Origin of the sequence: Citrobacter sp. CK191, assembly GCF_030333435.1 — a bacterium.
Taxonomy (GTDB): Bacteria; Pseudomonadota; Gammaproteobacteria; order Enterobacterales; family Enterobacteriaceae; genus Citrobacter_B; species Citrobacter_B koseri.
This window is the reverse complement of record NZ_JAOWFX010000021.1, coordinates 114,098-138,596: the sequence shown is the minus strand read 5'-3', so window position 1 is coordinate 138,596 and position 24,499 is coordinate 114,098. Positions and strand designations below refer to the sequence as shown.

General features: G+C 54.5%; 22 protein-coding genes. 6 read left to right on the top strand and 16 right to left on the bottom strand.

The window, feature by feature from the left end; genetic code table 11:
• Positions 1-16 precede the first annotated feature (16 nt).
• From glgA to asd, 5 genes are all read right to left on the bottom strand, one after another.
• Complete coding sequence (glgA, locus tag OGV82_RS05075; protein WP_012135534.1) at positions 17-1,450, bottom strand: glycogen synthase GlgA; 1,434 nt, start codon at positions 1,448-1,450, stop codon at positions 17-19.
• Entirely contained in the window at positions 1,450-2,745 is a 1,296-nt protein-coding gene (glgC, locus tag OGV82_RS05070; protein WP_024131017.1) for a glucose-1-phosphate adenylyltransferase, read from the bottom strand. Before glgC ends, glgA begins: the two co-directional genes overlap by 1 nt.
• Positions 2,746-2,762: 17 nt before the next feature.
• Complete coding sequence (gene glgX / locus OGV82_RS05065; protein ID WP_047460642.1) at positions 2,763-4,736, bottom strand: glycogen debranching protein GlgX; 1,974 nt, start codon at positions 4,734-4,736, stop codon at positions 2,763-2,765.
• Positions 4,733-6,919, bottom strand: coding sequence for a 1,4-alpha-glucan branching enzyme (gene glgB / locus OGV82_RS05060; RefSeq protein WP_047460639.1), 2,187 nt, complete (start codon positions 6,917-6,919; stop codon positions 4,733-4,735). Before glgB ends, glgX begins: the two co-directional genes overlap by 4 nt.
• A gap of 365 nt (positions 6,920-7,284) precedes the next feature.
• Entirely contained in the window at positions 7,285-8,391 is a 1,107-nt protein-coding gene (asd, locus tag OGV82_RS05055; protein WP_012135538.1) for an aspartate-semialdehyde dehydrogenase, read from the bottom strand.
• A gap of 191 nt (positions 8,392-8,582) precedes the next feature.
• Here asd and yhgN point away from each other — a divergent pair, with 191 nt between their 5' ends.
• Complete coding sequence (yhgN, locus tag OGV82_RS05050; RefSeq protein ID WP_012135540.1) at positions 8,583-9,176, top strand: NAAT family transporter YhgN; 594 nt, start codon at positions 8,583-8,585, stop codon at positions 9,174-9,176.
• Positions 9,177-9,259: 83 nt separating this feature from the next.
• Here the strand turns inward: yhgN and gntU are convergent, their stop codons facing one another.
• The 5 genes from gntU to OGV82_RS05025 form a co-directional block, all read right to left on the bottom strand.
• Positions 9,260-10,600, bottom strand: coding sequence for a gluconate transporter (gene gntU, locus OGV82_RS05045; RefSeq protein WP_047460635.1), 1,341 nt, complete (start codon positions 10,598-10,600; stop codon positions 9,260-9,262).
• The gene (gene gntK / locus OGV82_RS05040) at positions 10,600-11,130 is read right to left on the bottom strand and encodes a gluconokinase (RefSeq protein WP_047460632.1); all 531 of its coding nucleotides are present in this window, start codon (positions 11,128-11,130) and stop codon (positions 10,600-10,602) included. Before gntK ends, gntU begins: the two co-directional genes overlap by 1 nt.
• A 139-nt stretch (positions 11,131-11,269) precedes the next feature.
• Complete coding sequence (gene gntR, locus OGV82_RS05035) at positions 11,270-12,265, bottom strand: gluconate operon transcriptional repressor GntR (protein ID WP_024131020.1); 996 nt, start codon at positions 12,263-12,265, stop codon at positions 11,270-11,272.
• A 225-nt stretch (positions 12,266-12,490) separates the two neighbouring features.
• Positions 12,491-13,186, bottom strand: a complete 696-nt coding sequence (yhhW, locus tag OGV82_RS05030; RefSeq protein WP_012135544.1) for a quercetin 2,3-dioxygenase — start codon at positions 13,184-13,186, stop codon at positions 12,491-12,493.
• Between the two features lie 124 nt (positions 13,187-13,310).
• Positions 13,311-14,348: an oxidoreductase gene (locus OGV82_RS05025; protein ID WP_047460626.1), complete on the bottom strand. Its 1,038-nt coding sequence runs from the start codon at positions 14,346-14,348 to the stop codon at positions 13,311-13,313.
• Positions 14,349-14,859: 511 nt separating this feature from the next.
• Here OGV82_RS05025 and yhhY point away from each other — a divergent pair.
• From yhhY to OGV82_RS05005, 4 genes are all read left to right on the top strand, one after another.
• Positions 14,860-15,348: an N-acetyltransferase gene (gene yhhY / locus OGV82_RS05020; protein ID WP_047460623.1), complete on the top strand. Its 489-nt coding sequence runs from the start codon at positions 14,860-14,862 to the stop codon at positions 15,346-15,348.
• A 208-nt stretch (positions 15,349-15,556) separates the two neighbouring features.
• The gene (gene tssD / locus OGV82_RS05015; protein ID WP_227657974.1) at positions 15,557-16,657 is read left to right on the top strand and encodes a type VI secretion system tube protein TssD; all 1,101 of its coding nucleotides are present in this window, start codon (positions 15,557-15,559) and stop codon (positions 16,655-16,657) included.
• Position 16,658: 1 nt separating this feature from the next.
• Positions 16,659-16,895 carry a hypothetical protein gene (locus OGV82_RS05010; RefSeq protein ID WP_223849110.1) on the top strand — a complete coding sequence of 79 codons (237 nt, stop codon included), beginning with the start codon at positions 16,659-16,661 and terminating at the stop codon, positions 16,893-16,895.
• A 132-nt stretch (positions 16,896-17,027) separates the two neighbouring features.
• Positions 17,028-17,213 carry a hypothetical protein gene (locus OGV82_RS05005; protein ID WP_072025303.1) on the top strand — a complete coding sequence of 62 codons (186 nt, stop codon included), beginning with the start codon at positions 17,028-17,030 and terminating at the stop codon, positions 17,211-17,213.
• Between the two features lie 75 nt (positions 17,214-17,288).
• On the opposite strand, the gene ggt is transcribed toward OGV82_RS05005, so the two are convergent.
• Positions 17,289-19,034 (bottom strand): gamma-glutamyltransferase, encoded by a 1,746-nt coding sequence (ggt, locus tag OGV82_RS05000; RefSeq protein ID WP_047460616.1) that lies wholly within the window; start codon positions 19,032-19,034, stop codon positions 17,289-17,291.
• A 120-nt stretch (positions 19,035-19,154) separates the two neighbouring features.
• Between ggt and OGV82_RS04995 the strand changes: the two genes are divergently transcribed.
• Positions 19,155-19,535: a DUF2756 family protein gene (locus OGV82_RS04995; protein ID WP_047460614.1), complete on the top strand. Its 381-nt coding sequence runs from the start codon at positions 19,155-19,157 to the stop codon at positions 19,533-19,535.
• Here the strand turns inward: OGV82_RS04995 and ugpQ are convergent.
• The 5 genes from ugpQ to ugpB form a co-directional block, all read right to left on the bottom strand.
• Positions 19,516-20,265: a glycerophosphodiester phosphodiesterase gene (gene ugpQ, locus OGV82_RS04990; RefSeq protein ID WP_047460612.1), complete on the bottom strand. Its 750-nt coding sequence runs from the start codon at positions 20,263-20,265 to the stop codon at positions 19,516-19,518. The genes OGV82_RS04995 and ugpQ overlap by 20 nt on opposite strands.
• Positions 20,262-21,332: a sn-glycerol-3-phosphate import ATP-binding protein UgpC gene (locus OGV82_RS04985; RefSeq protein ID WP_012135556.1), complete on the bottom strand. Its 1,071-nt coding sequence runs from the start codon at positions 21,330-21,332 to the stop codon at positions 20,262-20,264. Before OGV82_RS04985 ends, ugpQ begins: the two co-directional genes overlap by 4 nt.
• Positions 21,333-21,340: 8 nt before the next feature.
• The gene (gene ugpE / locus OGV82_RS04980) at positions 21,341-22,186 is read right to left on the bottom strand and encodes a sn-glycerol-3-phosphate ABC transporter permease UgpE (RefSeq protein WP_047460601.1); all 846 of its coding nucleotides are present in this window, start codon (positions 22,184-22,186) and stop codon (positions 21,341-21,343) included.
• Entirely contained in the window at positions 22,183-23,070 is an 888-nt protein-coding gene (gene ugpA / locus OGV82_RS04975; RefSeq protein ID WP_024131024.1) for a sn-glycerol-3-phosphate ABC transporter permease UgpA, read from the bottom strand. The genes ugpE and ugpA overlap by 4 nt, the downstream gene beginning before the upstream one ends.
• Positions 23,071-23,170: 100 nt before the next feature.
• A complete protein-coding gene (gene ugpB / locus OGV82_RS04970) occupies positions 23,171-24,487 on the bottom strand; it encodes a sn-glycerol-3-phosphate ABC transporter substrate-binding protein UgpB (RefSeq protein ID WP_047460598.1) in 1,317 nt (438 codons plus the stop codon).
• Between the last annotated feature and the right edge of the window lie 12 nt (positions 24,488-24,499).

The window sequence follows — 24,499 nt, the reverse complement described above, 5'->3', positions numbered from 1 at the left end:
GGTGATTCCTGGATAACTATTTCAAGCGATAGTAAAGCTCGCGGTAAGACTTCGCCGCGACTTGCCAGCTAAAATCCATGGCCATAGCCTGCCGTTGCACAAACCGCCAGAGCGAAGGTCGGGACCACAACACGAAAGCACGCCGGATCGCCCGTAACAGAGACCAGGCATTACTATCTTCAAATACAAACCCACTGGCGATGCCGTCCGCCAGGTTTTCCAGCGAACTGTCCGACACCGTATCAGCAAGCCCACCGGTACGCCGCACCAGCGGCAGCGTGCCGTACTTCAGTCCGTATAACTGCGTTAAGCCGCACGGCTCAAAGCGGCTGGGCACCAGAATGACATCCGCCCCGCCCATAATGCGGTGAGAGAAGGCTTCGTGATAGCCGATCTGCACACCTACCTGGCCTGGGTGTTCCGCCGCCGCCGCTAAAAATCCTTCCTGCAATACCGGATCGCCCGCGCCCAGCAGCGCCAGTTGCCCGCCCTGCTCCAGCAATCCCGGCAACGCCTCCAGCACCAGATCCAGCCCTTTCTGGCTGGTCAGACGGCTGACCACGGCGAACAGCGGCGCTTTGTCATCCACTTTCAGCCCCATCGCAATCTGTAGCTGGCGCTTGTTCTCCGCTTTCTCCTCCAGCGAATCACGCGTATAGCGCGCCGCCAGCAGCAGATCCGTTTCCGGGCTCCAGATTTTCTCATCCACGCCATTCAGCACGCCGGACAGACGCCCTTCCTGATGACGCTGACGCAGCAGGCCTTCCATCCCGTACGCGAACTGCGGCTCGGTAATTTCACGCGCATAGGTCGGGCTCACCGCCGTAATATGGTCGGCGTAATACAACCCCGCCTTCAGGAATGAAATCTGCCCGTTAAACTCCAGACCATGCATGTTATAGAACGACCATGGCAGTTGGATGTCATCCATGTGATGTGCATAAAACATGCCTTGATAGGCCAGGTTGTGTACGGTAAACACCGATTTCGCCGGACGCCCGCGCGCAGCCAGATACGCAGGCGCCAGGCCTGCATGCCAGTCGTGCGCATGCACCACATCCGGGCGCCAGAATGGATCAAGCCCGCAGGCCATTTCACATCCCACCCATCCCAACAGCGCAAACCGCAGGACGTTATCGGTATAGGCGAATAAATTTGTATCGTGATAAGGGCTTCCCGGACGGTCATACAGATGCGGCGCATCAATCAGGTAGATTCCCACGCCGTTATAATGCCCGAACAGGAGCGTAATTCTTCCCGCAAAGGTATCGCGCCGGGTCACTACCTGCGCATCCGGGATGCCCCGACGAATATCAGGAAATGCAGGAAGCAGCACACGAGCATCCACACCATCCGCAATCTGTGCCGCAGGCAACGCGCCAATCACATCCGCCAGACCACCTGTTTTTAGCAGGGGGAACATCTCTGAACATACATGTAAAACCTGCATTATCGCTCCTGTTTGACCTGCAATTTGCGCAGCATTTCACGCGTGACCAGCACAATGCCTTCCTCTGAGCGGTAGAAACGACGGGCATCTTCTTCCGCGTTTTCGCCAATCACCATACCTTCCGGGATTACGCAGGCGCGATCGATGATGCAACGACGCAAGCGGCATGAGCGTCCAACCCAGACCTCTGGCAGCAGGACTGCCGAATCGATGTTACAGAATGAGTTCACCCTCACGCGCGGGAACAGGACGGACTGCACCACCACCGAACCGGATATAATGCACCCGCCGGAGACCAGCGAGTTGAGCGTCATGCCGTGGCTGCCGGAGCGATCCTGAACAAATTTCGCAGGCGGCAGAGACTCCATGTGCGTGCGGATCGGCCAGTCTTGATCATACATGTCGAGTTCCGGCGTCACCGAGGCCAGGTCGAGATTGGCTTTCCAGTAGGCTTCCAGCGTTCCCACATCGCGCCAGTAAGGTTCAGATTCGGGATCGGACTGCACGCAGGACAGCGGGAATGGATGCGCATATGCCATACCGGCTTTGGTGATTTTTGGGATGATATCTTTACCGAAATCGTGGCTGGAGGTGTCGTCTTTGTCGTCCTCCTCCAGCAACTCATACAGATAATCGGCGTTGAAAATGTAGATCCCCATGCTGGCGAGAGATTTCGTCGCATCACCAGGCATGGCTGGCGGATTCGCCGGTTTTTCAACAAACTCGATGATCTTGTCGCTCTCGTCCACTGCCATTACGCCAAACGCGGTGGCCTCTTCAATCGGCACCGGCATACACGCCACGGTGCAGCGCGCTCCTTTTTCGAAGTGGTCGATCAGCATGCGCGAGTAGTCCTGCTTGTAGATATGATCGCCCGCGAGGATCACCACATATTCCGCTTTATAGCGACGAATGATGTCCAGGTTCTGGGTCACGGCATCCGCCGTTCCACGATACCAGTTTTCACCCTGCATCCTTTGCTGGGCGGGAAGCAGGTCGACGAATTCGTTCATCTCTTCGCTGAAGAATGACCAGCCGCGCTGAATATGCTGTACCAGAGTATGAGACTGGTATTGCGTAATCACGCCAATACGGCGGATCCCGGAGTTAATACAGTTGGATAAGGCAAAATCGATGATGCGGAACTTACCGCCAAAGTGCACGGCAGGTTTGGCACGTTTGTTGGTTAAATCTTTCAGGCGTGTACCACGGCCACCGGCCAGGATCAGGGCAACAGATTTTAATGGCAGCTGGCGCGCCAACATTACACGATCGTTCTTCTCTAAACTCACCATGACTAACTCCTTTTTTATCATCTCTGGAACACACACAGTCCGTGCGCAGGTCCCTGCCAGACAGCCGTAATCACCGGATTATCCTCTCCAGCGAATGGGGGAATAGCGTGCCACTCCCCTTCAGGTAAAACGATATCTGTCACCTCAAGCGTGGCGTTTATCGCGATAAGGAAGCGGTCTGAAAGCAGGATCTGCATCTGTTTCGGCCCGTTTTCCCACTCGCCCGCGCTTAAGGGCTCTGCATTTTTATTCAGCCAACGAACATTGCCGTCATTTTCTTCCCACCAGCGATTTCCCACTAATGCCGGTATCTGCTGGCGAAGATGAATCAATGCAGCGGTAAAGGTGGTTAGCCCACTGTTTGCCTGCTGCCAGTCCAGCCAGGTTAATGCGTTATCCTGGCAGTAAGCGTTATTGTTGCCGTGCTGGCTATGGCCGTGTTCATCGCCCGCCAGCAGCATCGGCGTTCCCTGAGAGAGCAACAACGTGGTCAGCAGGGCGTGAATGCTGTCGCGCCGCCGTTCAATCAGATCCAGTGTGCCGCCTAATCCCTCTTTACCATGATTATCACTGTAATTGTTGTTGGTGCCGTCCCGATTTTCCTCACCGTTCGCCTCATTGTGTTTCTGATTGAAACAAACACAGTCGCGCAGCGTAAAACCGTCATGCGCGGTGATCAGATTGACGGACGCATTGGGCAGGCGATCGTGGCGTTTAAACACATCGCTGGAACCGGCGAAACGTCCGGCAAACTCACCGAGGGGCAGATTGCGTTGCAACCAGAAGCGGCGGGCCGCGTCACGGAAATGGTCGTTCCACTCGGCAAACGGCGGCGGGAAATTCCCTACCTGATAGCCGCCTTCGCCGATATCCCAGGGCTCAGCAATGAGCTTCACGCTCGACAATACCGGGCAATTGTTGATGGCGGTAAACAGCGGCGCATCCTGACGGAACGCCGGGGTGCGCCCCATCACGGAGGCCAGATCAAAACGAAAACCGTCCACATGGCATGTTTCAACCCAGTAGCGCAGGCACTCGCACGCAAACTCCACCACACCGGGATGGCTCAGATTGAGGGTGTTGCCGCAGCCGGTCCAGTTGTGATAGTCGCCATCCTCCTTGATCCAATAATAGCTACGGTTGTCGATTCCGCGCAGGGAGAAGAGCGGCCCGTCGAGATCCAGCTCCGCGCTATGGTTCAGCACAATATCAAGAATGACTTCAATACCGGCTTTATGCAGCGCTTTGATGGCATCACGAAACTCATCCAGCGCAGTTTCCGGGGAGCAGGCATAAGCCGGATGCAGCGCGAACATCGCCACTGGGTTATAGCCCCAGTAATTCGACAGCCCCAGGCGTTGTAAGCGCGGTTCACTGGCAAAATGCGCCACCGGCAACAGCTCCAGCGCGGTAATGCCCAACTGCTTGAAATACGCGATCATCACCGGATGGCCCAGCGCCTTCCAGGTGCCGCGAATCTCTGACGGGATCGCCGGATGCAGGTACGTCAGCCCCTTCACATGCGCTTCGTAGATGACCGTGTTGCCCCACGGCGTGCGCGGCGGGGCGTCATCTTCCCAGTCATAGCGGTCGGCGGTGACAACGCACTTCAGGGCAACGGCGGCATTATCACGATGATCCGGCTCGTCGTACCCGCCGTGCAGCAGCGGGTTATCCTTCAGCTCTCCTTCAACGCGGCGAGCGCAGGGATCGATAAGCAGTTTTGCCGGGTTAAAGCGGTGCCCTTGCGCGGGTTGCCACGGGCCGTGTACGCGATACCCGTAGCGCAGGCCGGGCCTGGCGTCGGCAAGGTAGCCGTGCCAGACATCGCCGCTACGCCCCGGCAGGTCATACCGCTGCTCATTGCCGAGCGCATCAAACACGCACAGTTCAACGCGCTCCGCATGCGCCGAAAAAAGCGTGAAGTTGACGCCATGACCGTCATACGTCGCGCCATGCGGTGTCGCTTTGCCGGTTGCCAGTTGCGTCATTCACCCTCCCGCACAAGCCAGATGGTGGCCAGCGGCGGCAGCGTCAGACTCAATGAATGCTGGCGGCCGTGGCTGGCGATCTCGTCGCTGTGCACCACCCCGCCGTTGCCGGTATTGCTGCCGTGGTAGTGCATGGAGTCGGTATTCACAATCTCCCGCCATTTCCCTGGCTGATTGATGCCAAAACGATAGTCATGGCGCGGCACCGGGGTAAAGTTGCTGGCGACGATGATTTCATTGCCGACTCTATCGCGGCGGACAAAAATCAGCACCGAACGTTCGTTATCATCCACCACCAGCCATTCAAAACCGTAAGCATCAAAATCAAGTTCATGCAGCGCCTTATGGTGGCGATAGGTATGGTTGAGATCGCGCACCAGCCGCTGTACGCCGTGGTGCCAGTTGTCGCCGCCTTCCAGCAGATGCCAGTCAAGGCTGGCGTCGTGGTTCCACTCGCGCCCCTGGGCGAACTCGTTGCCCATAAACAGCAGTTTCTTACCGGGGAACGCCCACATCCAGCCGTAATAGGCGCGCAGGTTGGCGAATTTCTGCCAGGCGTCGCCAGGCATACGGTCGAGAATCGATTTTTTGCCATGCACCACTTCGTCATGCGACAGCGGCAGGACAAAGTTTTCGGTGTAGTTGTAGAGCATGCCGAAGGTCAGCTTATCGTGATGATACTGGCGATGAATCGGGTCCAGCTTCATGTAGTCCAGCGTGTCATGCATCCAGCCCAGGTTCCATTTGTACCAGAAACCCAGTCCGCCCATATCCTGTGGTCGGGACACGCCAGCGAAGTCAGTGGACTCCTCGGCCATGCTCACCGCGCCAGGCACCTGCTCTCCCAGAATACGGTTGGTATTGCGTAAGAACTCAATGGCTTCCAGGTTCTCACGCCCGCCGAACTCGTTGGGGATCCACTCGCCTTCTTTGCGGCTGTAGTCGCGGTAAATCATCGACGCCACGGCGTCTACACGCAGCGCATCAATGCCGAAACGCTCAATCCAGTAAAGCGCGTTCCCGACCAGATAGTTGCTGACTTCACGGCGCCCGTAGTTATAGATAAGCGTGTTCCAGTCCTGGTGATACCCTTCACGCGGGTCGCTGTGCTCATACAGTTTGGTGCCATCGAAATCCGCCAGACCAAAATCATCCGACGGGAAGTGGCCCGGCACCCAGTCAAGAATGACGTTCAGACCCGCCTGATGAGCGGCATTGATGAAATAGCGGAAGTCATCGCGCGTGCCGAAACGGCGGGTCGGCGCATACAGCCCGGTCGGCTGGTAGCCCCAGCTGCCATCAAAGGGATGTTCATTAACAGGAAGCAGTTCGAGGTGGGTAAAGCCCATCCATTTTACGTATGGAATAAGCTGATCCGCCAGTTCGCGGTAGCTCAGCCAGAAATTGTTATCGGTATGACGACGCCACGAGCCCAGATGCACTTCATAGATGGAGACAGGCGCATCGAACCGGTTGGCTTGTTTGCGTTCTTCCGTCTGCACCACTTTTTCCGGTAGACCGCAGATCAGTGAGGCCGTTTCCGGGCGCATTTGCGCTTCAAACGCATACGGGTCGGCTTTGATTCTCAGCTTGCCATGCGCATCGATCATCTCGAACTTGTACAACTGACCGTGTTGCGCGCCGGGAATAAACAGCTCCCAGATACCGCTCTCTTTGCGCAGGCGCATCGGGTGGCGACGGCCATCCCAGTAGTTGAATTGCCCAACGACGGAGACGCGCTGGGCATTCGGCGCCCAGACGGAAAAACGGGTTCCAGTAACGCCGTCCATTGTGTCGGCATGTGCGCCCAGCGTTTCATACGGGCGTAAATGCGTGCCTTCAGACAGTAACCAGGCATCCATTTCCTGGATCAGCGGGCCAAAACGGTAAGGATCGTCAATCAGATTCTGCTGTCCATGCCAGACAACAGCGAGCTGATAACGAAAGAAATTTTTGCGTCGGGGGAGCACTCCGCTAAAAAAACCGCGTGAGTCGATACATTCCAGTTTGCCGACTTTACGTCCGGTTTTCGGTTCAATCACCCACACTTCGGTGGCATCAGGCAATAGGGCGCGGACTTCCAGTCCCGCGGTGGTTTGGTGCATACCAAGTACGGAAAAAGGGTCCGCAAAATGGCCCGCAATTAGCGCGTTAATCACGTCTCTATCGATACGATCGGACATGGCTGTCTTCCTGTTTTATGGTGTCACCCCTTCCAACTGATCTTCGACATCAGGTTGTGACACTTCTTTGACCTGAACGGCGCAGCACCAATGTGCATCCTCTCTGCCCCGTCCCACCTTCAGGCTAAGGCTTAATACCTCCGGTATTAAGACACCCTTAAAGAATAGCCAATGCTTTATCTTACTCCTGGTAAATATTGGAACATCTGCGCTTACTCCTGTATTACGCAAAAAAAAGGGTGACTCAGCACCCAACATTTAAACTCTGTTTTGTTTGCCGGATGGCGGCGATGCGTTATCCGGCCTGATGATTCACGTTATTGGTGGGCCTGATAAGCGTCGTCGCGCTACCAGGCCATCCACAATTACGCCAGCTGACGCAGCATACGACGCAGCGGTTCTGCCGCGCCCCAAAGCAGCTGATCGCCAACGGTAAAGGCGGAGAGGAACTCCGGCCCCATGTTCAGCTTACGCAGGCGGCCAACCGGCGTGGTGAGCGTGCCGGTAACGGCTGCCGGGGTTAACTCACGCAGGGTAATGTCACGATCGTTGGGCACCACTTTCGCCCACGGGTTGTGCGCGGCCAGCAGTTCTTCTACGGTCGGAACAGACACGTCTTTTTTCAGTTTAATGGTGAACGCCTGGCTGTGGCAGCGCAGCGCGCCGACGCGCACGCACAGACCATCCACCGGGATCACGGAAGAGGTGTTGAGAATTTTGTTGGTTTCCGCCTGGCCTTTCCACTCTTCGCGGCTCTGGCCGTTATCGAGCTGTTTGTCGATCCACGGAATCAGGCTGCCCGCCAGCGGTACGCCAAAGTTATCAACCGGCAGGTCGCCGCTGCGGGTCAGGGTCGTCACTTTGCGCTCAATGTCGAGGATCGCGGAAGAAGGCGTCGCCAGCTCATCGGCTACGTGACCGTACAAGTGGCCCATCTGCGCCAGCAGTTCGCGCATATGACGCGCGCCGCCGCCAGACGCCGCCTGGTAAGTCGCAACAGAAACCCAGTCCACCAGGTCATTAGCAAACAGACCGCCCAGCGACATCAGCATCAGGCTGACGGTACAGTTACCGCCGACGAAGGTTTTAATGCCGTTGTTCAGGCCGTCGGTAATGACATCCTGGTTAACCGGATCAAGAATAATGATGGCGTCGTCTTTCATGCGCAGCGAGGATGCTGCGTCAATCCAGTAGCCCTGCCAGCCGCTTTCACGGAGCTTTGGATAGATTTCGTTGGTATAATCGCCGCCCTGACAGGTCACAATGATATCAAGCGCCTTCAGCGCGTCGAGATCAAAGGCATCCTGAAGTGTGCCGCCGGGCGTACCGCCGAACGTCGGCGCTGCCTGCCCAAGCTGGGAAGTAGAAAAGAAAACAGGGCGAATGGCATCGAAGTCGCGCTCTTCAACCATGCGTTGCATGAGTACAGAGCCGACCATACCGCGCCAGCCGATAAAACCAACATTTTTCATAGCGTTTTTTTCCTGCAAAGATGTGTGCTGTGTATGCAAACCAGTGTCCTACTGGTTCTTCCTTCACCATACAAAAAGCAGCCAAAGTCGCAAGTGAAATTAATCAATGATAGCGAAGCCATCAGTAATGCGACTTATCCCGCTTCCTAAGCAAGCAGAAAGTCCGCAGTAATTATCAGGGAATTTGAGTTATGAATGAAATCATTTCAGCGGCAGTTTTATTGATCCTGATTATGGATCCACTCGGAAACCTGCCCATTTTCATGTCCGTACTGAAACATACCGAACCAAAGCGCCGCCGGGCGATTATGGTTCGCGAGCTGTTTATTGCGCTTTTACTGATGCTCATTTTCCTGTTTGCGGGCGAGAAAATTTTGGCCTTTCTCAACCTGCGGGCGGAAACCGTGTCGATCTCCGGGGGGATTATTCTGTTCCTGATCGCCATTAAGATGATTTTCCCCAGCGCATCAGGCAACAGCGCCGGACTCCCGGCGGGCGAAGAACCGTTTATCGTACCGCTGGCTATCCCTCTGGTGGCGGGCCCGACCATCCTGGCGACGCTGATGCTGTTATCGCATCAGTATCCGAACCAGATGGGGCATCTGGTCATCGCTCTGCTGATCGCCTGGGGCGGCACGTTTGTGATTCTGCTGCAATCGTCGCTGTTCCTGCGTCTGCTGGGCGAGAAAGGGGTTAACGCGCTGGAACGTCTGATGGGGTTGATTCTGGTAATGATGGCGACCCAGATGTTCCTGGACGGCATTCGGATGTGGATGAAAGGCTAGCCGGGTGGCGCTTACCCGGCCTACGGTGTGGATATGTGCTCACTTGTAGGCCCGGTAAGCGGCGCGCCACCGGGCAACAAGACTCAGCTCAGAAGCTGGAACGCAATCATACCGACAATCGCGCCGACGGTGCCGAGGATGGTTTCCATCATCGTCCAGGTCTTCAGCGTTTGCGCTTCGGTCGCGCCAGTGAATTTACCGAACAGCCAGAAACCGGCGTCGTTTACGTGGCTGACCACGATAGAACCACCTGCGATACAGATAGACAATGCCGCCATCTGCGCGCCGGAGAAGTTCAGTTGTTCCACCACCGGCATCACCAGCCCCACCGCCGTTAAGCACGCGACGGTCGCGGAACCCTGAATGATACGCACCGCTGCCGCCAGCACGAAGCAGGTGATAGCAATCGGCAAGCCCATGCCGGTTAACGCTTCGCCCAGCGCCGGGCCAACGCCGGAATCCACCAGAACCTGCTTGAACACGCCGCCTGCGCCAATCACCAACAGAATAATGCCCGCCGGTTGCAGCGCCTGACCGCAGATCGCCATGACTTTATCTTTCGCCATCCCCTGACGCACCGCCAGGCCATAGATTGCCACCAGGCACGCCACCAGAATCGCGGTGAACGGGTGGCCGATAAACTCAAACCATTCGTAAGCGCTGGAACCTTCCGCGACAAAGCGCGCGGCGATCGTTTTCAGCCCTACCAGCACCAGCGGCAGCAGGATCAGCGAGAGACTGAAGCCAAACGACGGCATTTTACCTTCGCCCAGATGCGGTTCGGTAATGTCGTCCGGGACGTGCAGTTCCACATAGCGGCCAATGAAATTACCAAACAGCGGCCCGGCGATGATCATGCCAGGGATTGCCGCGCACAGACCAATCAGGATCATCCAGCCAAAATCAGCGTGCATTTGGGACGCCAGCAGCATCGGTGCAGGCCCGGGCAGCAGAAACGCCGCAGCCGCCGCCACGCCCGCAAACAGCGGAATGACCAGCTTCACAAGGTTTGTCCCGGTATGGCGCGCCATAGAGAATGCGACGCTGATCAGCAGCACAATGGCGACTTCAAAGAACAGCGGCAGCGCGCAAATCAGCCCCGCCAGACCAATCGCGTAATGCGCGCGGCTGTGGCCGAAAGATTTGAGCATTTTGACGGCAATCTGATCGACTGCGCCCGTCTCATGCAAAATTTTGCCGAACATGGCGCCCAGTGCGACGACAATCGCCAGGAAGCCAAGCGTACCGCCCATCCCTTTTTCCATCGTCGCCGCGATTTTATCGAGCGGCATACCGGAAAAGAGACCTGCGCCAATAGACACCACCATCAAAGCAACGAAGGCGTGCATACGCGCCTTCATCACTAAAAACAGCAGCAGTAAAACAGAACCTACTGCTGTTAAAACAAGCGTTAATGTACTCACTACTTACTGCCTTTGTTAATGACCTCAATGGTGCTTGCCACGACACCTTCCAGCGGCTGATCGATATTCACCACCAGTACATCGCTCTCGTCAGCGCCCGGCTCTTCCAGCGTGTCAAACTGAGTTACCAGCATCTGCGTTTTAAAGAAGTGGCCTTTACGTGCCTTCAGGCGGCTTTCGATAACGTCAAAATCCCCTTTCAGGTAGATGAAAGACAGGTTTGGGTTACCATCGCGCAGCAGGTCGCGATAGTGTTTTTTCAGTGCGGAACAGACAATCAGCGATACCTTATTGGTTCGCTGCATCGCAAACGCCGCATCGTTCAGCGCCTGTAACCACGGCGTGCGGTCGTCGTCATTCAACGGCTCGCCGGAGGCCATTTTCATGATGTTGCAACGCGGATGGAGAAAATCGCCATCAAGAAACGCGGCATGCAGCTGATGCGCCACTTCGCTGGCGACAGCGGATTTGCCACTGCCTGATACGCCCATCAGAACGTAAATGTGGTGATCATGGTTAGTCGTGCTCAAAGTGGTGCCCCCACAGTACAAGGATCAGGAATTGTTACGGGTAACTGTTATCGGTAACATTGTCCGGCCGGACCAGAATAGAAGCAATATCCATTCGTGGCAGAAGTGAATAAGTGTGAGCTACTTCAAATTTGTTGGACTAAATAGATCCACCCGGTGACAAGGTGAAACCTAAATCTAACATTTTAGGCGTCACCGCTTCACCGCGTATGCGCGCCAGCAGGCGCTCTGCGCCGATACTGCCCATCCGCTCACGCGGCGTGAGTACGCTGGCCAGACGCGGTTCCATCACCTGACCAATGTCGTGGCCGTGGAAACCGGCAATCGCCATATCATCAGGAATTTTGAGCCCTAAACGCTGGCATTCGAACGCCGCCCCGACGGCAAGGTCGTCGTTGGTACAGAAAATACCGTCCAGCTGCGGGTATTCGCGTCTTGCCTGGCGGATCAGCTCAATCCCGGAAGAGTAAGACGACGATTGCTCCACCATCACGCTGTAGGGCACCAGCCCGGCGTCCAGCATGGCCTGTTCATAGCCCTTCTGTTTGATGATAGTACGTTCGTCGAGGCGCGCCCCCAGATAGGCGATATGACGATGGCCGCGCGCGATAATCGCGGCGGTCATCTGACGCGCGGCTTCAAAGTTGTCAAAACCGACGGCGATATCGAGGCATGGCGATTTGCTGTCCATCAGCTCCACCACCGGAATGCCCGCGACTTCAATCATTTTGAGCGTGCGCGGCGTATGGGTACGTTCAGTGAGGATTAACCCGTCAATGTTCCATGACAGCATCGACTCCAGACGTTCCTGTTCCATTTCCGGCTTATAGCCGTAGTGCGCCAGCATCGTCTGGTAGCCGTGGGCATCGGTGACGGTCTCAATTCCGCGTAACACCTCGGCGAAAACCTGGTTGGTTAACGACGGCAGCAGAACGCCCACCGCACGGCTGGTCGCGTTAGAAAGAATATCGGGAGCACGATTGGGAATGTAACCCAGTTCATCAAGTGCAGCAGCGATCTTGCCCCGCAGCGCGACGGAGACCTGCTCCGGGTTACGCAGAAAACGGCTGACCGTCATTTTGGTCACGCCTACGCGGTCAGCCACATCCTGAAGTACGGGTCTTTTCTTTTTCATCGTCCTGAAAGGCATAAAAGGGATAGATTTCCCCAGTTTACCACGGACGTGCATGAACCTTCGCAGAGAAAACTAAGGTTGTTTTTGTATTGTGAGAAATACACTAAATCATTCGAGTTGCATCAAGGCGGCGACGCAGTGAATCCCCGGAAGCGTACATAAAGTACGCGACCGGGGTAAGCCAGGAAGCCAACAAAGATGCGGATTGAAGGATGACGTGTATTTTTAAACTGGCGGCAGGTCGAACAACAACACTTCGCTATCGCTGTCGGCATGGATGGAGATCGCCTGCTCATCCCAAATCGCCAGACCGTCGCTGGTAGACGCTTTGGTGCCGTTAATGGTGACGTTACCTTTCACCACCTGAATCCAGATGCGGCGTTCGGCGGAGATCTGGTGTACCGACTGTTCGTCTTTCAGCAGCGCCCAACGGTACAGTTCCATGTCCTGATTCACTTTCAGCGAACCGTCGCGCGCATCCGGCGACAGCACCAGCTGTTTGCCCTGTACGGCGTCAAAACGACGCTGCTCGTAACGCGGTGTAATCCCGTTTTCCTGCGGCATGATCCAAATCTGATACAAACGCAGGCGGTCGGTATTGCTCGGGTTGTATTCCGAGTGACGAATGCCCGTCCCGGCGCTCATTATCTGGAACTCACCGGCAGGAACCTGCTCTTTGTTACCCATGCTGTCCTGGTGTTCCACTGCGCCTTCCAGCACATAGGTCAGGATTTCCATGTCTTTATGCGGGTGCGTCCCAAAGCCCTGGCCTGCTTCAATAACGTCATCGTTAATCACGCGCAGTGCCGAGAAGCCCATAAAGTTAGGGTCATAGTAGTTTGCAAAAGAGAAAGTATGCCAGGAATCCAGCCAGCCATGATTCGCATGACCACGGTCGTTTGCTTTGCGTAAGTAGATCATTGTATTCACCCCCCAGATGTTTTCGATGGAGTAAGTGTGAACCCAATCCAGACGGGATCATAGAGGGTGAAAATTGACTCCTCTGTTCAAAAATTATGAACAAGCCCAGAGGCGTTGATTTTGTTTATTTCGCAAGGGTTACTGTGGCCGGAGACGCCTGTTCAAACGCCCGCTCAAGGATCTCAAGGTTGGTGAGAACGTCAGATTCCTTGACGTAATTCGGCACGCCATGCGTAATGGTCTCGAACAGGGCGTCATAAACGCGGCCATAGTCGCCGACCTCCGGTTTCATCTCTTCTTTCACCGTCACGCCTTCGTCATTAACGTATTCCAGCAGGCCGACAGAATCATCCGCCGCAAACCCCGGTTCGCCGGGCATGATATTGGCCTTCAGACTGGTTTCCTGCTGGTCGATGCCGTACTTCACAAACGAGCCTCTGGTGCCGTGAACGATAAATTTCGGGTAATCGATCTTCACTAAATGGCTGGTTTTAACGATGGCTTTCAGATCGCCGTAAAACAACTGCGCTTCGAACGTATCATCCGGGTTGGCTTTATTGCGCAGGCTGCGGATGTCATAGGCCACATGGTCCGGGCGTCCGAACAGCGAAATAATTTGATCCATCGTATGCACGCCGAGGCCATAAAACGCGCCGTCCTGCGGCAGGCCAGGTTTGGTTTCCGCAACCGGTCGGTAGTAATCAAAGTGGCTTTCAACTTCAACAATCTCGCCCAGTTTGCCGCTCTCAATCGCTTTTTTGGCAGTCAGGAAACAGGAGTCAAAGCGGCGGTTCTGGTACGGCGTGACGGTCAGCCCTTTGCTCCGCGCCAGTTCGAACAACACTTTCGCCTCGACAAGCGTTGGCGTAAACGGTTTTTCCACCAGCACGTTTTTTCCCGCCTCCAGCGCACGCCGGGCGTAGTCAAAATGGCTGTCCGCATGGGTACAGACGATCACCAGTTTTACCTGCGGATCGTTCAGCACTTCATCAAGATCGCTGGTAAAGTGAATATGCGAGTAGATCGGCGCCTGCTCCTCCGGCTTCGCGTGACGGCGGAAGATATGCGCAACATGCCAGCTGCCTTTACGGTTAAGAACATACGGCAGATGGTAGCGGGTGGTGCTTTTACCAAAGCCAATAAATGCGCAGTGTAAGGTCATGGGAGTGTCCTTTTTGAAAGGTGATTGCATACACCATAGCGCAAACAACATGTGGGAAATAGCGGTGAAACGATCGTAGGCTGGATAAGGCAAAGCCGTCATCCGGTAATGGCTCTTGTGATGCCGGATGGCGCTTATGCTTATCCGGCCTACAGCCTCAAGATCGGTCGTCGGCGTCGCGGTCAGTTTGTTCACGGCAAGCGCGCAGGGCCCGGAGCGTACTAAATGTACGTGAGGAGCACGAGCACTTCCCGGGGACAAAATGACAAGTAAGCCAGGCCGAACACCCAGCTCAAAAAAAAAGCCAGCACCCGGCTGGCTAAAGTAATACTGGAAGCAATGTGAGCAATGTCGTGCTTTCAGGTTCTCCGCAAGGGTCTCCCTGAACGCAGAGCAATAATAATCATTCTCATTCGCACTTGTCCAATACTTTTTGCAAAAAAATGCAGTTGACTCCGTTTTTAAAGTCAATGATGTTTAAAAGGACTTTTAACCTGCTAAGGGTGCAGAAATGAGCGAGATAGTGATACGCCACGCGGAACCAAAAGATTACGACGCAATTCGTCAGATCCATGCCCAGCCGGAGGTGTATCACAACACGCTACAGGTTCCTCACCCTTCCAGTGCGATGTGGCAGGAGCGGCTAGCCGACCAGCCCGGCATCAAACAGCTGGTCGCCTGTATTGACGATACTGTCGTTGGACATCTCACCATTGCGGTCATCCAGCGTCCGCGCCGCAGCCATGTCGCCGATTTTGGCATCAGCGTTGATGCGCAGTGGCAAAACCGTGGGGTCGCCAGCGCGCTGCTCCGTACCATGATCGACATGTGCGATAACTGGCTGCGCGTGGAGCGTATCGAGCTAACGGTATTTGTCGATAATGAACCCGCCGTGGCGGTCTACAAGAAGCATGGTTTTGAGATTGAAGGCACCGGCAAGAAGTACGCACTGCGTAACGGCGAGTATGTAGACGCATACTTTATGGCGCGGATGAAGTAATTTTCGCCTCCCCTCTCTCCAGGAGAGGGGAATATCCCGTAATTAAAAGTAGCCCTGCCCAATTAAGAATATCCTCAATAATATTTGGCTAAAGTGAAAACATTTATTAACTCTGTATACGAATCTGAGAATAGAGCGTAAACAGATAATAAAGAAAGGATTCACGGCTAATACATTTAGCATGCCGTTATTAAAGGATAAGGTAATAATGGGAAATATTGTCTACCTGACAATTGCAGGGGAGCTGCAAGGTGCTATTTCCGATGGATGTGGAACGATAGCCTCAGTGGGCAACCGCTGGCAAACCGGACACGAGGATGAAATTTTCGTATTTTCACTCTCGAATAGCATAACCAGTACTGGTAAAGGTTCTCAACTGCATGGACTGCGATTTTGTAAACTGATCGATAAAAGCACACCGTTGTTTGTTAATGCTATTAACAACAACGAGCAGTTGTATATGGAGTTTTATTTCTACCGCATCAATAGATTCGGTAGATGGGAGAAGTATTATTATATTCAACTGCGGGGAGCATTTCTATCAGGTATTCAACACCAATTCAGCGAAAATAATTTAGATACAGAAACAATAACCATCAGCTATGAATATATCCTCTGCAAACACCTTATTGCCAACACTGAGTTTAGCTACCTGGCGTTGCCCGAGAACTACAACCGCCTGTTTATCCCCCCGGTCAATCCGGGATTGAAAACCCTTAACAGTAAAGCTGTCGGCCGACTGCTTGCCGCAGGCGGCGTTTACAACGGGAATATAGAGGCGTTCAGGGCCACTGCGGATAAATTAGGTGGCGATGCACCTGCTGGTTACGAGCAGGTGCTTAATGAAAAAACAATTGGACTGGGTATTGCTGCTGCATCTATACTCTTTGCAAGAAAACAACCCAACCTAAGGCAGTTAGAGGAATTAAAAAAGGTTAAATGGGTTGATGAAAATGCAGGAATGAGTCAAAGAGCAAGAAATTATAACGATTCAGCTACTGGTGCTCGTTCAAACATTAATACTCAAAAAGGTCAAGCACCAACCATAGATAGAACCGATACAAAAAATAATAGCAGGCCGGTTCGCTTTGATGGAGTTGATGGAAATGTAATGATAGACAGGAAGATATCTGTAGTTACGACTCAAAAAGCTAAAGATCAAGCAATAAGACAGTCCGAGGCATTGAACAATAACAAAATGACAGGACGTTGGGAAGTACCAAATCAAACTCAAGCAAGTCGCGCACAAAAGATGTTTGATGAATTGGGAATCAAAAATATAGAGGTGAAAATTGTTAAAGAACAGTGAAGTGAAACTTGCAAAAATCATTGTCGATCTGGCTATATTTTTGGAGTTTACCAGCCCTGATTTGCTTGATCCTGACTGCGCTGTAGAAGCAATGGAAGGTATTTCAGCTGAACTGCAATCCTTAAACCATGAAGATAGAGACAACATGGCTAATATATTTAAAAATTTATCAAAAAAATATACAAGTGATAAAGCAGAATATGTTAGAAACCTTCCAGAATCATTGGGAATTATCTAATGCATCACAAAAAAACACCTTTAAAAAGGTAAAGAGCAATAAATAAAAATCAAATAGTTATATATGACAATAACTATAATTGAGTTTAACGTATTGAAAGTTATGGCAGAAAAAGACATTAACTGAAACTGGATGGTTCTGGATCGTACCCTTGCTACCAGAAACATTCCTGGATTTAGTAACGTTGCTAATATCGTAACTATTCTGGTTAATCACGGATTAGTTGATGTCGTATACGGTAAGGACAAATCAAGACCACGCTACAGAGTTTCCCAAAATGGTTTTGACTTCCTTAAAAACCAACAACAACTTCTTTAGCCTTGAATTTTATAATCCTTCCCAAAATTATGTCTAATAAGTCAAGCCCCCTTCCACCGAAGAGGGCCACTTACCTCAATATCCCGCCGTTAAATCATCGACTGAGCGCGGGTCAGACGCGCCGTACAGCGAACCATCCGGTCCAACCATGATGCTCTGGGTGCTGCCCATCGCTTCTTTCAGCGCGACTTTTTGCCCACGCTGTTCCAGGAGTTTCAGCGTATCCGGGCTAAAGCCCTTTTCCACGCGCAGCTCATCCGGCAGCCACTGATGATGGAAACGCGGTGCGTTGGTCGCCTCAGCGACGTTCATCCCGAAATCGATGCTGTTGACCACTATTTGCAGCACGGTGGTAATAATCCGGCTACCGCCAGGGCTACCTGTCACCAGCCAGGTTTTGCCGTCTTTCACCACAATGGTCGGCGACATTGACGACAGCGGACGTTTCTTCGGCCCTACGGCGTTAGCATCGCCGCCCACCAGACCGTAAACGTTTGGTACGCCAGGTTTCGCGGAGAAGTCATCCATCTCATTGTTGAGCAGAATTCCGGTGTTTCCCGCCACAATCCCGGTGCCAAACGTGGTGTTCAGGGTGTAGGTGACGGCCACCGCGTTGCCGTCTTTATCCACCACCGAGAAATGGGTGGTCTGATTGCTTTCATACGGCGCCAGTTTACCGGGGCGAATCTCGCTGGACGGTTTGGCTTTATTGATATCTATCTGATCGGCGATGGATTTCGCATACGCTTTACTGGTCAGCGCCTGCCACGGCACCTTCACAAAATCCGGGTCGCCGAGATACTCCGACCGATCGGCATAGGCATATTTCTCCGCTTCAGCCATTATCTGCATGGCATCGGCGCTGCCAAACCCGTATTTCTTCATGTCGAAGTTTTCAAGGATATTGAGGATCTGCACGATATGAATGCCGCCGGAGGACGGAGGCGGCATCGAAAAGACCTGATACCCGCGATAGTCGCCGCTAATCGGCGTGCGTTCTACCGCTTTGTAAGCCGCCAGATCCTCTTTGGTGATAAGCCCCCCGTTCTTCTGCATCTCCTGTGCGATCTGGTCGGCTATTGCCCCTTTGTAGAAGGCATCCGGGCCATTCTCAGCAATCATCTCCAGACTTTTCGCCAGGTTTTTCTGCACCAGCTTGTCGCCCTTCTTCAGCGGTTCGCCGTCTTTCCAGAAAATAGCCTTGCTGTTTTCATAATTCGGCAGCACCTCACTACCGTAGGTTTTCAGGTCATCCGCCAGCGCATCGTTGACGACGAATCCCTCATCCGCAAGTTTCATCGCCGGGCGTATCACTTTGTTGAGCGGCAGGGTGCCGTATTTCTCCAGCGCCAGCGAGAATCCGGCCACGGTGCCCGGCGTACCGGTCGCCAGGTGCGACGTCAGCGATTTTTTACTGTCAGGATTGCCCTGATCGTCCAGGAACATATCGCGGGTGGCATTGGCTGGCGCCATTTCGCGGAAGTCGATCGCCGTGGTGTTCCCGTCTTTGGTGCGCAGCAGCATAAAACCCCCGCCGCCGAGGTTCCCTGCCTGCGGATGCGTCACCGCCAGCGCATAGCCAACGGCAACCGCCGCATCGACGGCATTTCCCCCTTGCTTAAGGATATCGACGCCGACCTGGGTCGCCATCGCATCCACGGATGCCACCATCCCCTGCTTCGCACGAACAGGGTGGAAAACATCCTCTTCAACACCGTATGACACCGGAGGTGGCGCAGGCGGCGCGGCAACAACACTAAAACAACTTCCTGAGAGCAGAGCAGCAATGGCTACCCGGCGCAAAAACGTCGGTTTCATCATCGTTATTCTCCAGAGATACGGGGTCAGCCCCCCACTAAGCCTGGTGCATAACTCTGAAATAATCATCGTTGCGGCGGGAAAGGAGTAAACTTAATAGATCCCCCCAAAGGAGGAAAGACGATGAAACGACTCTTAATTTTAACGGCGCTACTGCCGTTTTCCGGCTTTGCGCAGCCCATCAACACCATGAATAACCCGAATCAGCCGGGGTATCAGATCCCGAGTCAACAGCGGATGCAAACCCAAATGCAGACGCAGCAGACCCAGCAGAAAGGGATGCTTAACCAGCAGTTAAAAACGCAGACCCAGCTTCAGCAACAGCATCTGCAAACGCAGATGAACAATAACGCGCAGCGGGTCCAGCAGGGCCAGGTGCGTGAGCAGGTTTTACCAAACAACAATGGCGGTATGTTAAGCGGTGGAACCCGCCAGAGCAGCGGTCAGCAACATCTGCTGCCCCAGCGACAGAGTGGCGATATGCTCAATAACTCGCCGCAGTAAAATCCGGCCCAATCACATCAATGGCATCGGTACAGATGCAGTCCACGCCCCAGCGCAACAGTTCCGCCGCGCGCTGGGGTTTGTTGACGGTGTAAACCAGAATGCGCAGTCCCGCCGCCTTGAGCGTTTTTACCCGCGCTTCATCGAGCAATTTATGGTTGAGATGAACAGAGACGCAGCCCAGTCGGGTCGTCAGCGCATGCCAGTCGTCACGCCAGTCATCCAGCAGTAAACCGCGCGGTAGCTCCGGCGCCGCCTGTTGCGCCGCTTCCAGCGCATCAATTTCAAACGATGAAAGTAAAGGTGCGGTCATTCCAGACCACAGCTCCCGCGCCGCCAGCGCCACCACTCTCCCCGTCAATGGCCCGGTGCCGGTCGTCGGTTTAATTTCAATATTCGCCATCATGCCGTGCTCGCGGCAGCGTTCCGCTACCTGAGACAACAGCGGCAACGGCTCGCCTTTAAACTTGCCGCTAAACCAGCTCCCGGCATCAACACGCAGCAGATCCTGCCAGTTGACTTCCCCCGCCACGCCCCAGCCGTTACTGGTGCGCTCCAGGTTGTCGTCATGCAGCAGAAAGATCTCGCCGTCTTTCGACAGCTTCACGTCAAACTCAATCATCGTGTGTCCGCACCGCGCCCCCACGTCAATCGCCGCCAGCGTGTTTTCCGGTGCGAGTTTTCCGCCACCGCGATGCGCGACGATGTGGGGATAAGGCCAGTTACTCATACTCGTTGTCCTGTTTCGCCATCGAAAAGATGCAGATGATTTTCCGGCAAATGCAGCCATAGCGTGCCGCCTGCCGTCGGGCGTTGCTGATGCGCCAGCCGCACGACCATTTTTTGATCGCCCCAGCGTCCGTGCGCCAGGTTATCCGCCCCCAGCATCTCCAGCGTGTCCATCACCAGCGGTACGCCGCCTTCCGCCTGTGAGCTTAGCGCAATATGCTCAGGACGGATACCCAGCGTCATTTTCCGCCCGGCATAGCGACGATAGTTCCAGTTAACGGGCAGCGCCATCCCGCTCTCCAGCTCAAAATGGGTGCCTGCGGCGCTGATGCGCCCCTCCAGCAGATTCATCGCCGGGCTGCCGATAAAGCTCGCCACAAAGCGGCTGGCGGGCTTCTCATACACCTCTACCGGCGTACCGATTTGCTCCGCCACGCCTTTGTTCATCACCATCACCCGCTGGGCGAGCGTCATCGCTTCGACCTGATCGTGCGTCACGTACAGCGAGGTGGTTTTCAGGCGGCGATGCAGATGTTGTAACTCAAGGCGCATCTGGACGCGCAATTTAGCGTCAAGGTTGGACAACGGCTCATCAAACAGGAAGACGGCCGGATCGCGCACAATCGCACGCCCCATTGCCACACGCTGGCGCTGGCCGCCGGAAAGCTCGCGTGGACGGCGTTTGAGCAAACCGTCCAGCTCCAGAATCCGCGCCGCCTCTTTCACCCGTTCGGCAATATGCCCTTTGCCCATGCCGCGAATCTTCAGCCCCCACGCCATGTTCTCCTCTACGCTCATGTGTGGGTAGAGCGCGTAGTTCTGGAACACCATCGCAATGCCCCTGTCTTTCGGCTCCATCTCCGTAACGCGCTGGCGGTCAATCCAGATATCGCCGCTCGTTACCCGCTCAAGCCCGGCCACCATACGCAGCAGCGTCGATTTACCGCAGCCGGACGGCCCAACCATCACAATAAACTCGCCATCCGCCACATCCAGCGTTAACGGCTGTATGACCTGGGTTTTGCCGTCCCAGCTTTTGGTTACTGCCTGTAATTTCAAACCAGCCATAAAATTTCCTACTTCTCACTGTCCACCAGGCCGCGTACAAACGCGCGCTGCATGGCTAAAACGATAACGACGGGGGGAATCAGGGTCAGCAGCATCGCCGCCATCACCTGATTCCACTGAGTGGTGCCTTCCCCGGTGGCGATCATGCCTTTAATCCCCGCAACGGCAGTGCCGAGATCAACGTCGGTAATAATCAGCAACGGCCACAGGTACTGGTTCCAGCCGTAGATGAAAGTGATGACGAACAGCGCCGCGAGATTGGTTTTTGACAGCGGTAGCACGATGTCGCGGAAAAAGCGCATCGGTGAAGCGCCGTCGATGCGCGCCGCTTCAATCAGCTCGTCCGGCAGCGTCATAAAGAACTGGCGAAACAGAAAGGTGGCGGTCGCTGAGGCCATCAGCGGCAGGGTCAGACCCGCGTAGCTGTCGAGCATTTTCAGATTGGCGATCACTTCCACCGTCGGGAAAATACGCACCTCAACCGGCAGCATCAGGGTGATAAAGATCATCCAGAAAAACAGATTACGCAGCGGAAAACGAAACCAGACAATGGCAAACGCCGACAGCATAGAAACGGTGATTTTCCCCACCGTAATGCCAAAAGCCATGATGAAACTGTTAAGCATCATCAGCCAGAACGGCGCGCTGTTCACGCCCACGCCGTTAACCCAGATCGTTGCCATGTTTTCCAGCAGATGCGTTCCGGGGATGAGCGTCATCGGCGTATCGAACACCGCGCTGTTGTCCAGCGTCGCCGCCACAAAGGCGACGTACAAGGGAAACAGGATCACCACAATCCCCAGAATCAACATAGTGTGGCTGAATATCGTCAGCCCGCGACGGTTCTCAATCATTGGTAACGCACCTTACTTTCCACATAGCGGAACTGGATAACCGTCAGAATGATGACGAGGAACATCAGCACCACCGACTGTGCGGCAGAGGCGGAGAGATCCAGCCCGGCAAAGCCTTCGCGGTAAATCTTATAAATCAGCGTGGTCGTCGCCTGTACCGGTCCGCCTGCGGTAGCGGCGTCAATCACCGGGAAGGTGTCGAAGAAGGCATACACCAGATTGACCACCAGCAGGAAGAAACTCACCGGCGCAATCAGCGGTAGCGAAAGTTTAAAGAAGCGCCGAACCGGACCCGCCCCATCAATCGCTGCCGCTTCCGTCAGCGAGCGGGGAATGGATTGCAACGCGGCAAAAAAGAATAGGAAGTTGTAACTAATCTGCTTCCAGACTGAAGCGAACACCACCAGAAACATGGCCTGGCCGCTGTGTTGCGCATGGTTCCAGTCATAGCCGAACCCGGCAAGAAAATGGGTGATTAGCCCGCGCCCGGGGTTGAACAGGAAGATCCACAGTACGGCGGCCACCGCTGGCGCAACGGCGTAAGGCAGCAGCATCAGCGTTTGATACAGGCGGCTTGCGCGTACCACGTAATCCACCAGCGCGGCGAAAAACAGCGAGACCAACAGGCCGCTTACCGTCACCAGCGCACTGAATTTCATCGTCGTCCAGAAGGAGTCGAGGTAGTAGCTGTCATGGAATAAGGCGACAAAGTTATCCAGACCGACAAACTGGCTAGACAGCCCAAACGGATCGACGCTTTGCAGCGAATACCACAGCGCTTCGCCCGCAGGCCAGATAAAGAAAATGACGGTGATCGCCAGTTGCGGCGCAACCAGCAAATACGGCAGCCAACGCGAGCGAAACACCGGACGGGATGATGACATGAAGATTTGATTCCTGAACAGTGCCGGGTGGCGGCTTCGCCTTACCCGGCCTACGGTCTTGTAGGCCCGGTAAGCGCAGCGCCTCCGGGCATATCATGCGTTACGATTTCGTTGACTGCTCAAAGCGACGCAGCAGCTGATTACCACGCTCAACGGCGGCATCCAGCGCCTGCTGCGGGGATTTCTTCCCGGTCCACACGCTTTCCAGCTCCTCATCCACAATGGTGCGGATCTGCGGCATGTTGCCCAGACGCAGACCTTTGGTGAACGGCAACGGCGGCTTGTTCAGCATCTGGCGCGTGGCAATATCCGCACCAGGGTTCTTGTCATAGAATCCCTGCTCGCGGGTCAGATCGTAAGCCGCTTTGGTGATCGGCAGATAGCCGGTTTTCTGATGCCATTCAGCGGCATTTTCCGGCTTCGCCAGGAAGTCGAGGAATTTCGCCACGCCGGTGTAGGTCTCTTTGTCTTTACCCTGCATCACCCACAGGCTCGCCCCGCCGATAATGGCGTTTTGCGGCGCATCTTTGGCGTCTGCGTCATAAGGCATCATGCCTACGCCGTAATTAAATTTGGCATAGTGGCGGATATCCGCCAGAGAACCGGAAGAGGCGGTGGTGATGGCGCAATCGCCGTTGTAGAACTTCTCAGTGGATTCGTCTTTACGCCCGAAGTAGCTGAAATCGCCCTTCTTATTCAGTTCTTCCAGCAGCGCAATATGTTTCACCTGCTCCGGCTTGTTAAATTCCAGCACCGCGTCAGTACCGTCAAAGCCGTTATTTTGGGTGGCGACCGGCAGACCATGCCAGGCGCTGAAGTTTTCAATCTGAATCCAGCCCTGCCAGCCGCTGGCGTAGCCGCACTTCATTCCCGCCGCCTTCAGCTTCTCGGTGTACTCCGCCAGATCCTGCCAGGTTTTCGGCGGCTGCTCTGGATCTAAACCGGCCTTTTTGAAAGCGTCTTTGTTGTAGTACAGCACCGGCGTGGAGCTGTTAAACGGCTGGGACAACAGATGTCCGCTTTTGGAATCGGTGTAGTAACCGGACACCGTCGGTACAAACTGCGACTCATCGAAACTGATGCCCGCGTCGCTGAACACTTCATAGACCGGTTTAATCGCTTTCGACGCCATCATAGTCGCGGTGCCGACTTCATAAACCTGCAACAGCGCCGGAGCGTTGCCGGTACGAAACGCGGCGATACCCGCGCTCAGGCTCTGTTCATAGTTGCCCTTATACACCGGCACAATCTTGTAATCAGGATTGGCCGCATTGAAACGTTGCGCCAGAGAATCAACCTCTTTCCCCAGCTCGCCTTCCATAGAATGCCAGAATGGAATGGTGGTAACGGCCATGGCGTTTCCCACGAATGCCAGGCTTAACGCCAGTCCTAACGCTGTATGTCGTAACGATGTCATTCGCTTATCTCT

Coding starts and splice junctions, on each gene's coding strand:
- tssD (WP_227657974.1), top strand. CDS start 15,557: ATGGGAAATATTGTCTACCTGACAATTGCAGGGGAGCTGCAAGGTGCT.
- glgC (WP_024131017.1), bottom strand. CDS start 2,745: ATGGTGAGTTTAGAGAAGAACGATCGTGTAATGTTGGCGCGCCAGCTG.
- OGV82_RS04995 (WP_047460614.1), top strand. CDS start 19,155: ATGAAACGACTCTTAATTTTAACGGCGCTACTGCCGTTTTCCGGCTTT.
- glgB (WP_047460639.1), bottom strand. CDS start 6,919: ATGTCCGATCGTATCGATAGAGACGTGATTAACGCGCTAATTGCGGGC.
- gntR (WP_024131020.1), bottom strand. CDS start 12,265: ATGAAAAAGAAAAGACCCGTACTTCAGGATGTGGCTGACCGCGTAGGC.
- ugpA (WP_024131024.1), bottom strand. CDS start 23,070: ATGTCATCATCCCGTCCGGTGTTTCGCTCGCGTTGGCTGCCGTATTTG.
- yhhY (WP_047460623.1), top strand. CDS start 14,860: ATGAGCGAGATAGTGATACGCCACGCGGAACCAAAAGATTACGACGCA.
- asd (WP_012135538.1), bottom strand. CDS start 8,391: ATGAAAAATGTTGGTTTTATCGGCTGGCGCGGTATGGTCGGCTCTGTA.
- ugpQ (WP_047460612.1), bottom strand. CDS start 20,265: ATGAGTAACTGGCCTTATCCCCACATCGTCGCGCATCGCGGTGGCGGA.
- ggt (WP_047460616.1), bottom strand. CDS start 19,034: ATGATGAAACCGACGTTTTTGCGCCGGGTAGCCATTGCTGCTCTGCTC.
- yhhW (WP_012135544.1), bottom strand. CDS start 13,186: ATGATCTACTTACGCAAAGCAAACGACCGTGGTCATGCGAATCATGGC.
- ugpB (WP_047460598.1), bottom strand. CDS start 24,487: ATGACATCGTTACGACATACAGCGTTAGGACTGGCGTTAAGCCTGGCA.
- OGV82_RS04985 (WP_012135556.1), bottom strand. CDS start 21,332: ATGGCTGGTTTGAAATTACAGGCAGTAACCAAAAGCTGGGACGGCAAA.
- ugpE (WP_047460601.1), bottom strand. CDS start 22,186: ATGATTGAGAACCGTCGCGGGCTGACGATATTCAGCCACACTATGTTG.
- yhgN (WP_012135540.1), top strand. CDS start 8,583: ATGAATGAAATCATTTCAGCGGCAGTTTTATTGATCCTGATTATGGAT.
- OGV82_RS05005 (WP_072025303.1), top strand. CDS start 17,028: ATGGTTCTGGATCGTACCCTTGCTACCAGAAACATTCCTGGATTTAGT.
- glgX (WP_047460642.1), bottom strand. CDS start 4,736: ATGACGCAACTGGCAACCGGCAAAGCGACACCGCATGGCGCGACGTAT.
- OGV82_RS05025 (WP_047460626.1), bottom strand. CDS start 14,348: ATGACCTTACACTGCGCATTTATTGGCTTTGGTAAAAGCACCACCCGC.
- glgA (WP_012135534.1), bottom strand. CDS start 1,450: ATGCAGGTTTTACATGTATGTTCAGAGATGTTCCCCCTGCTAAAAACA.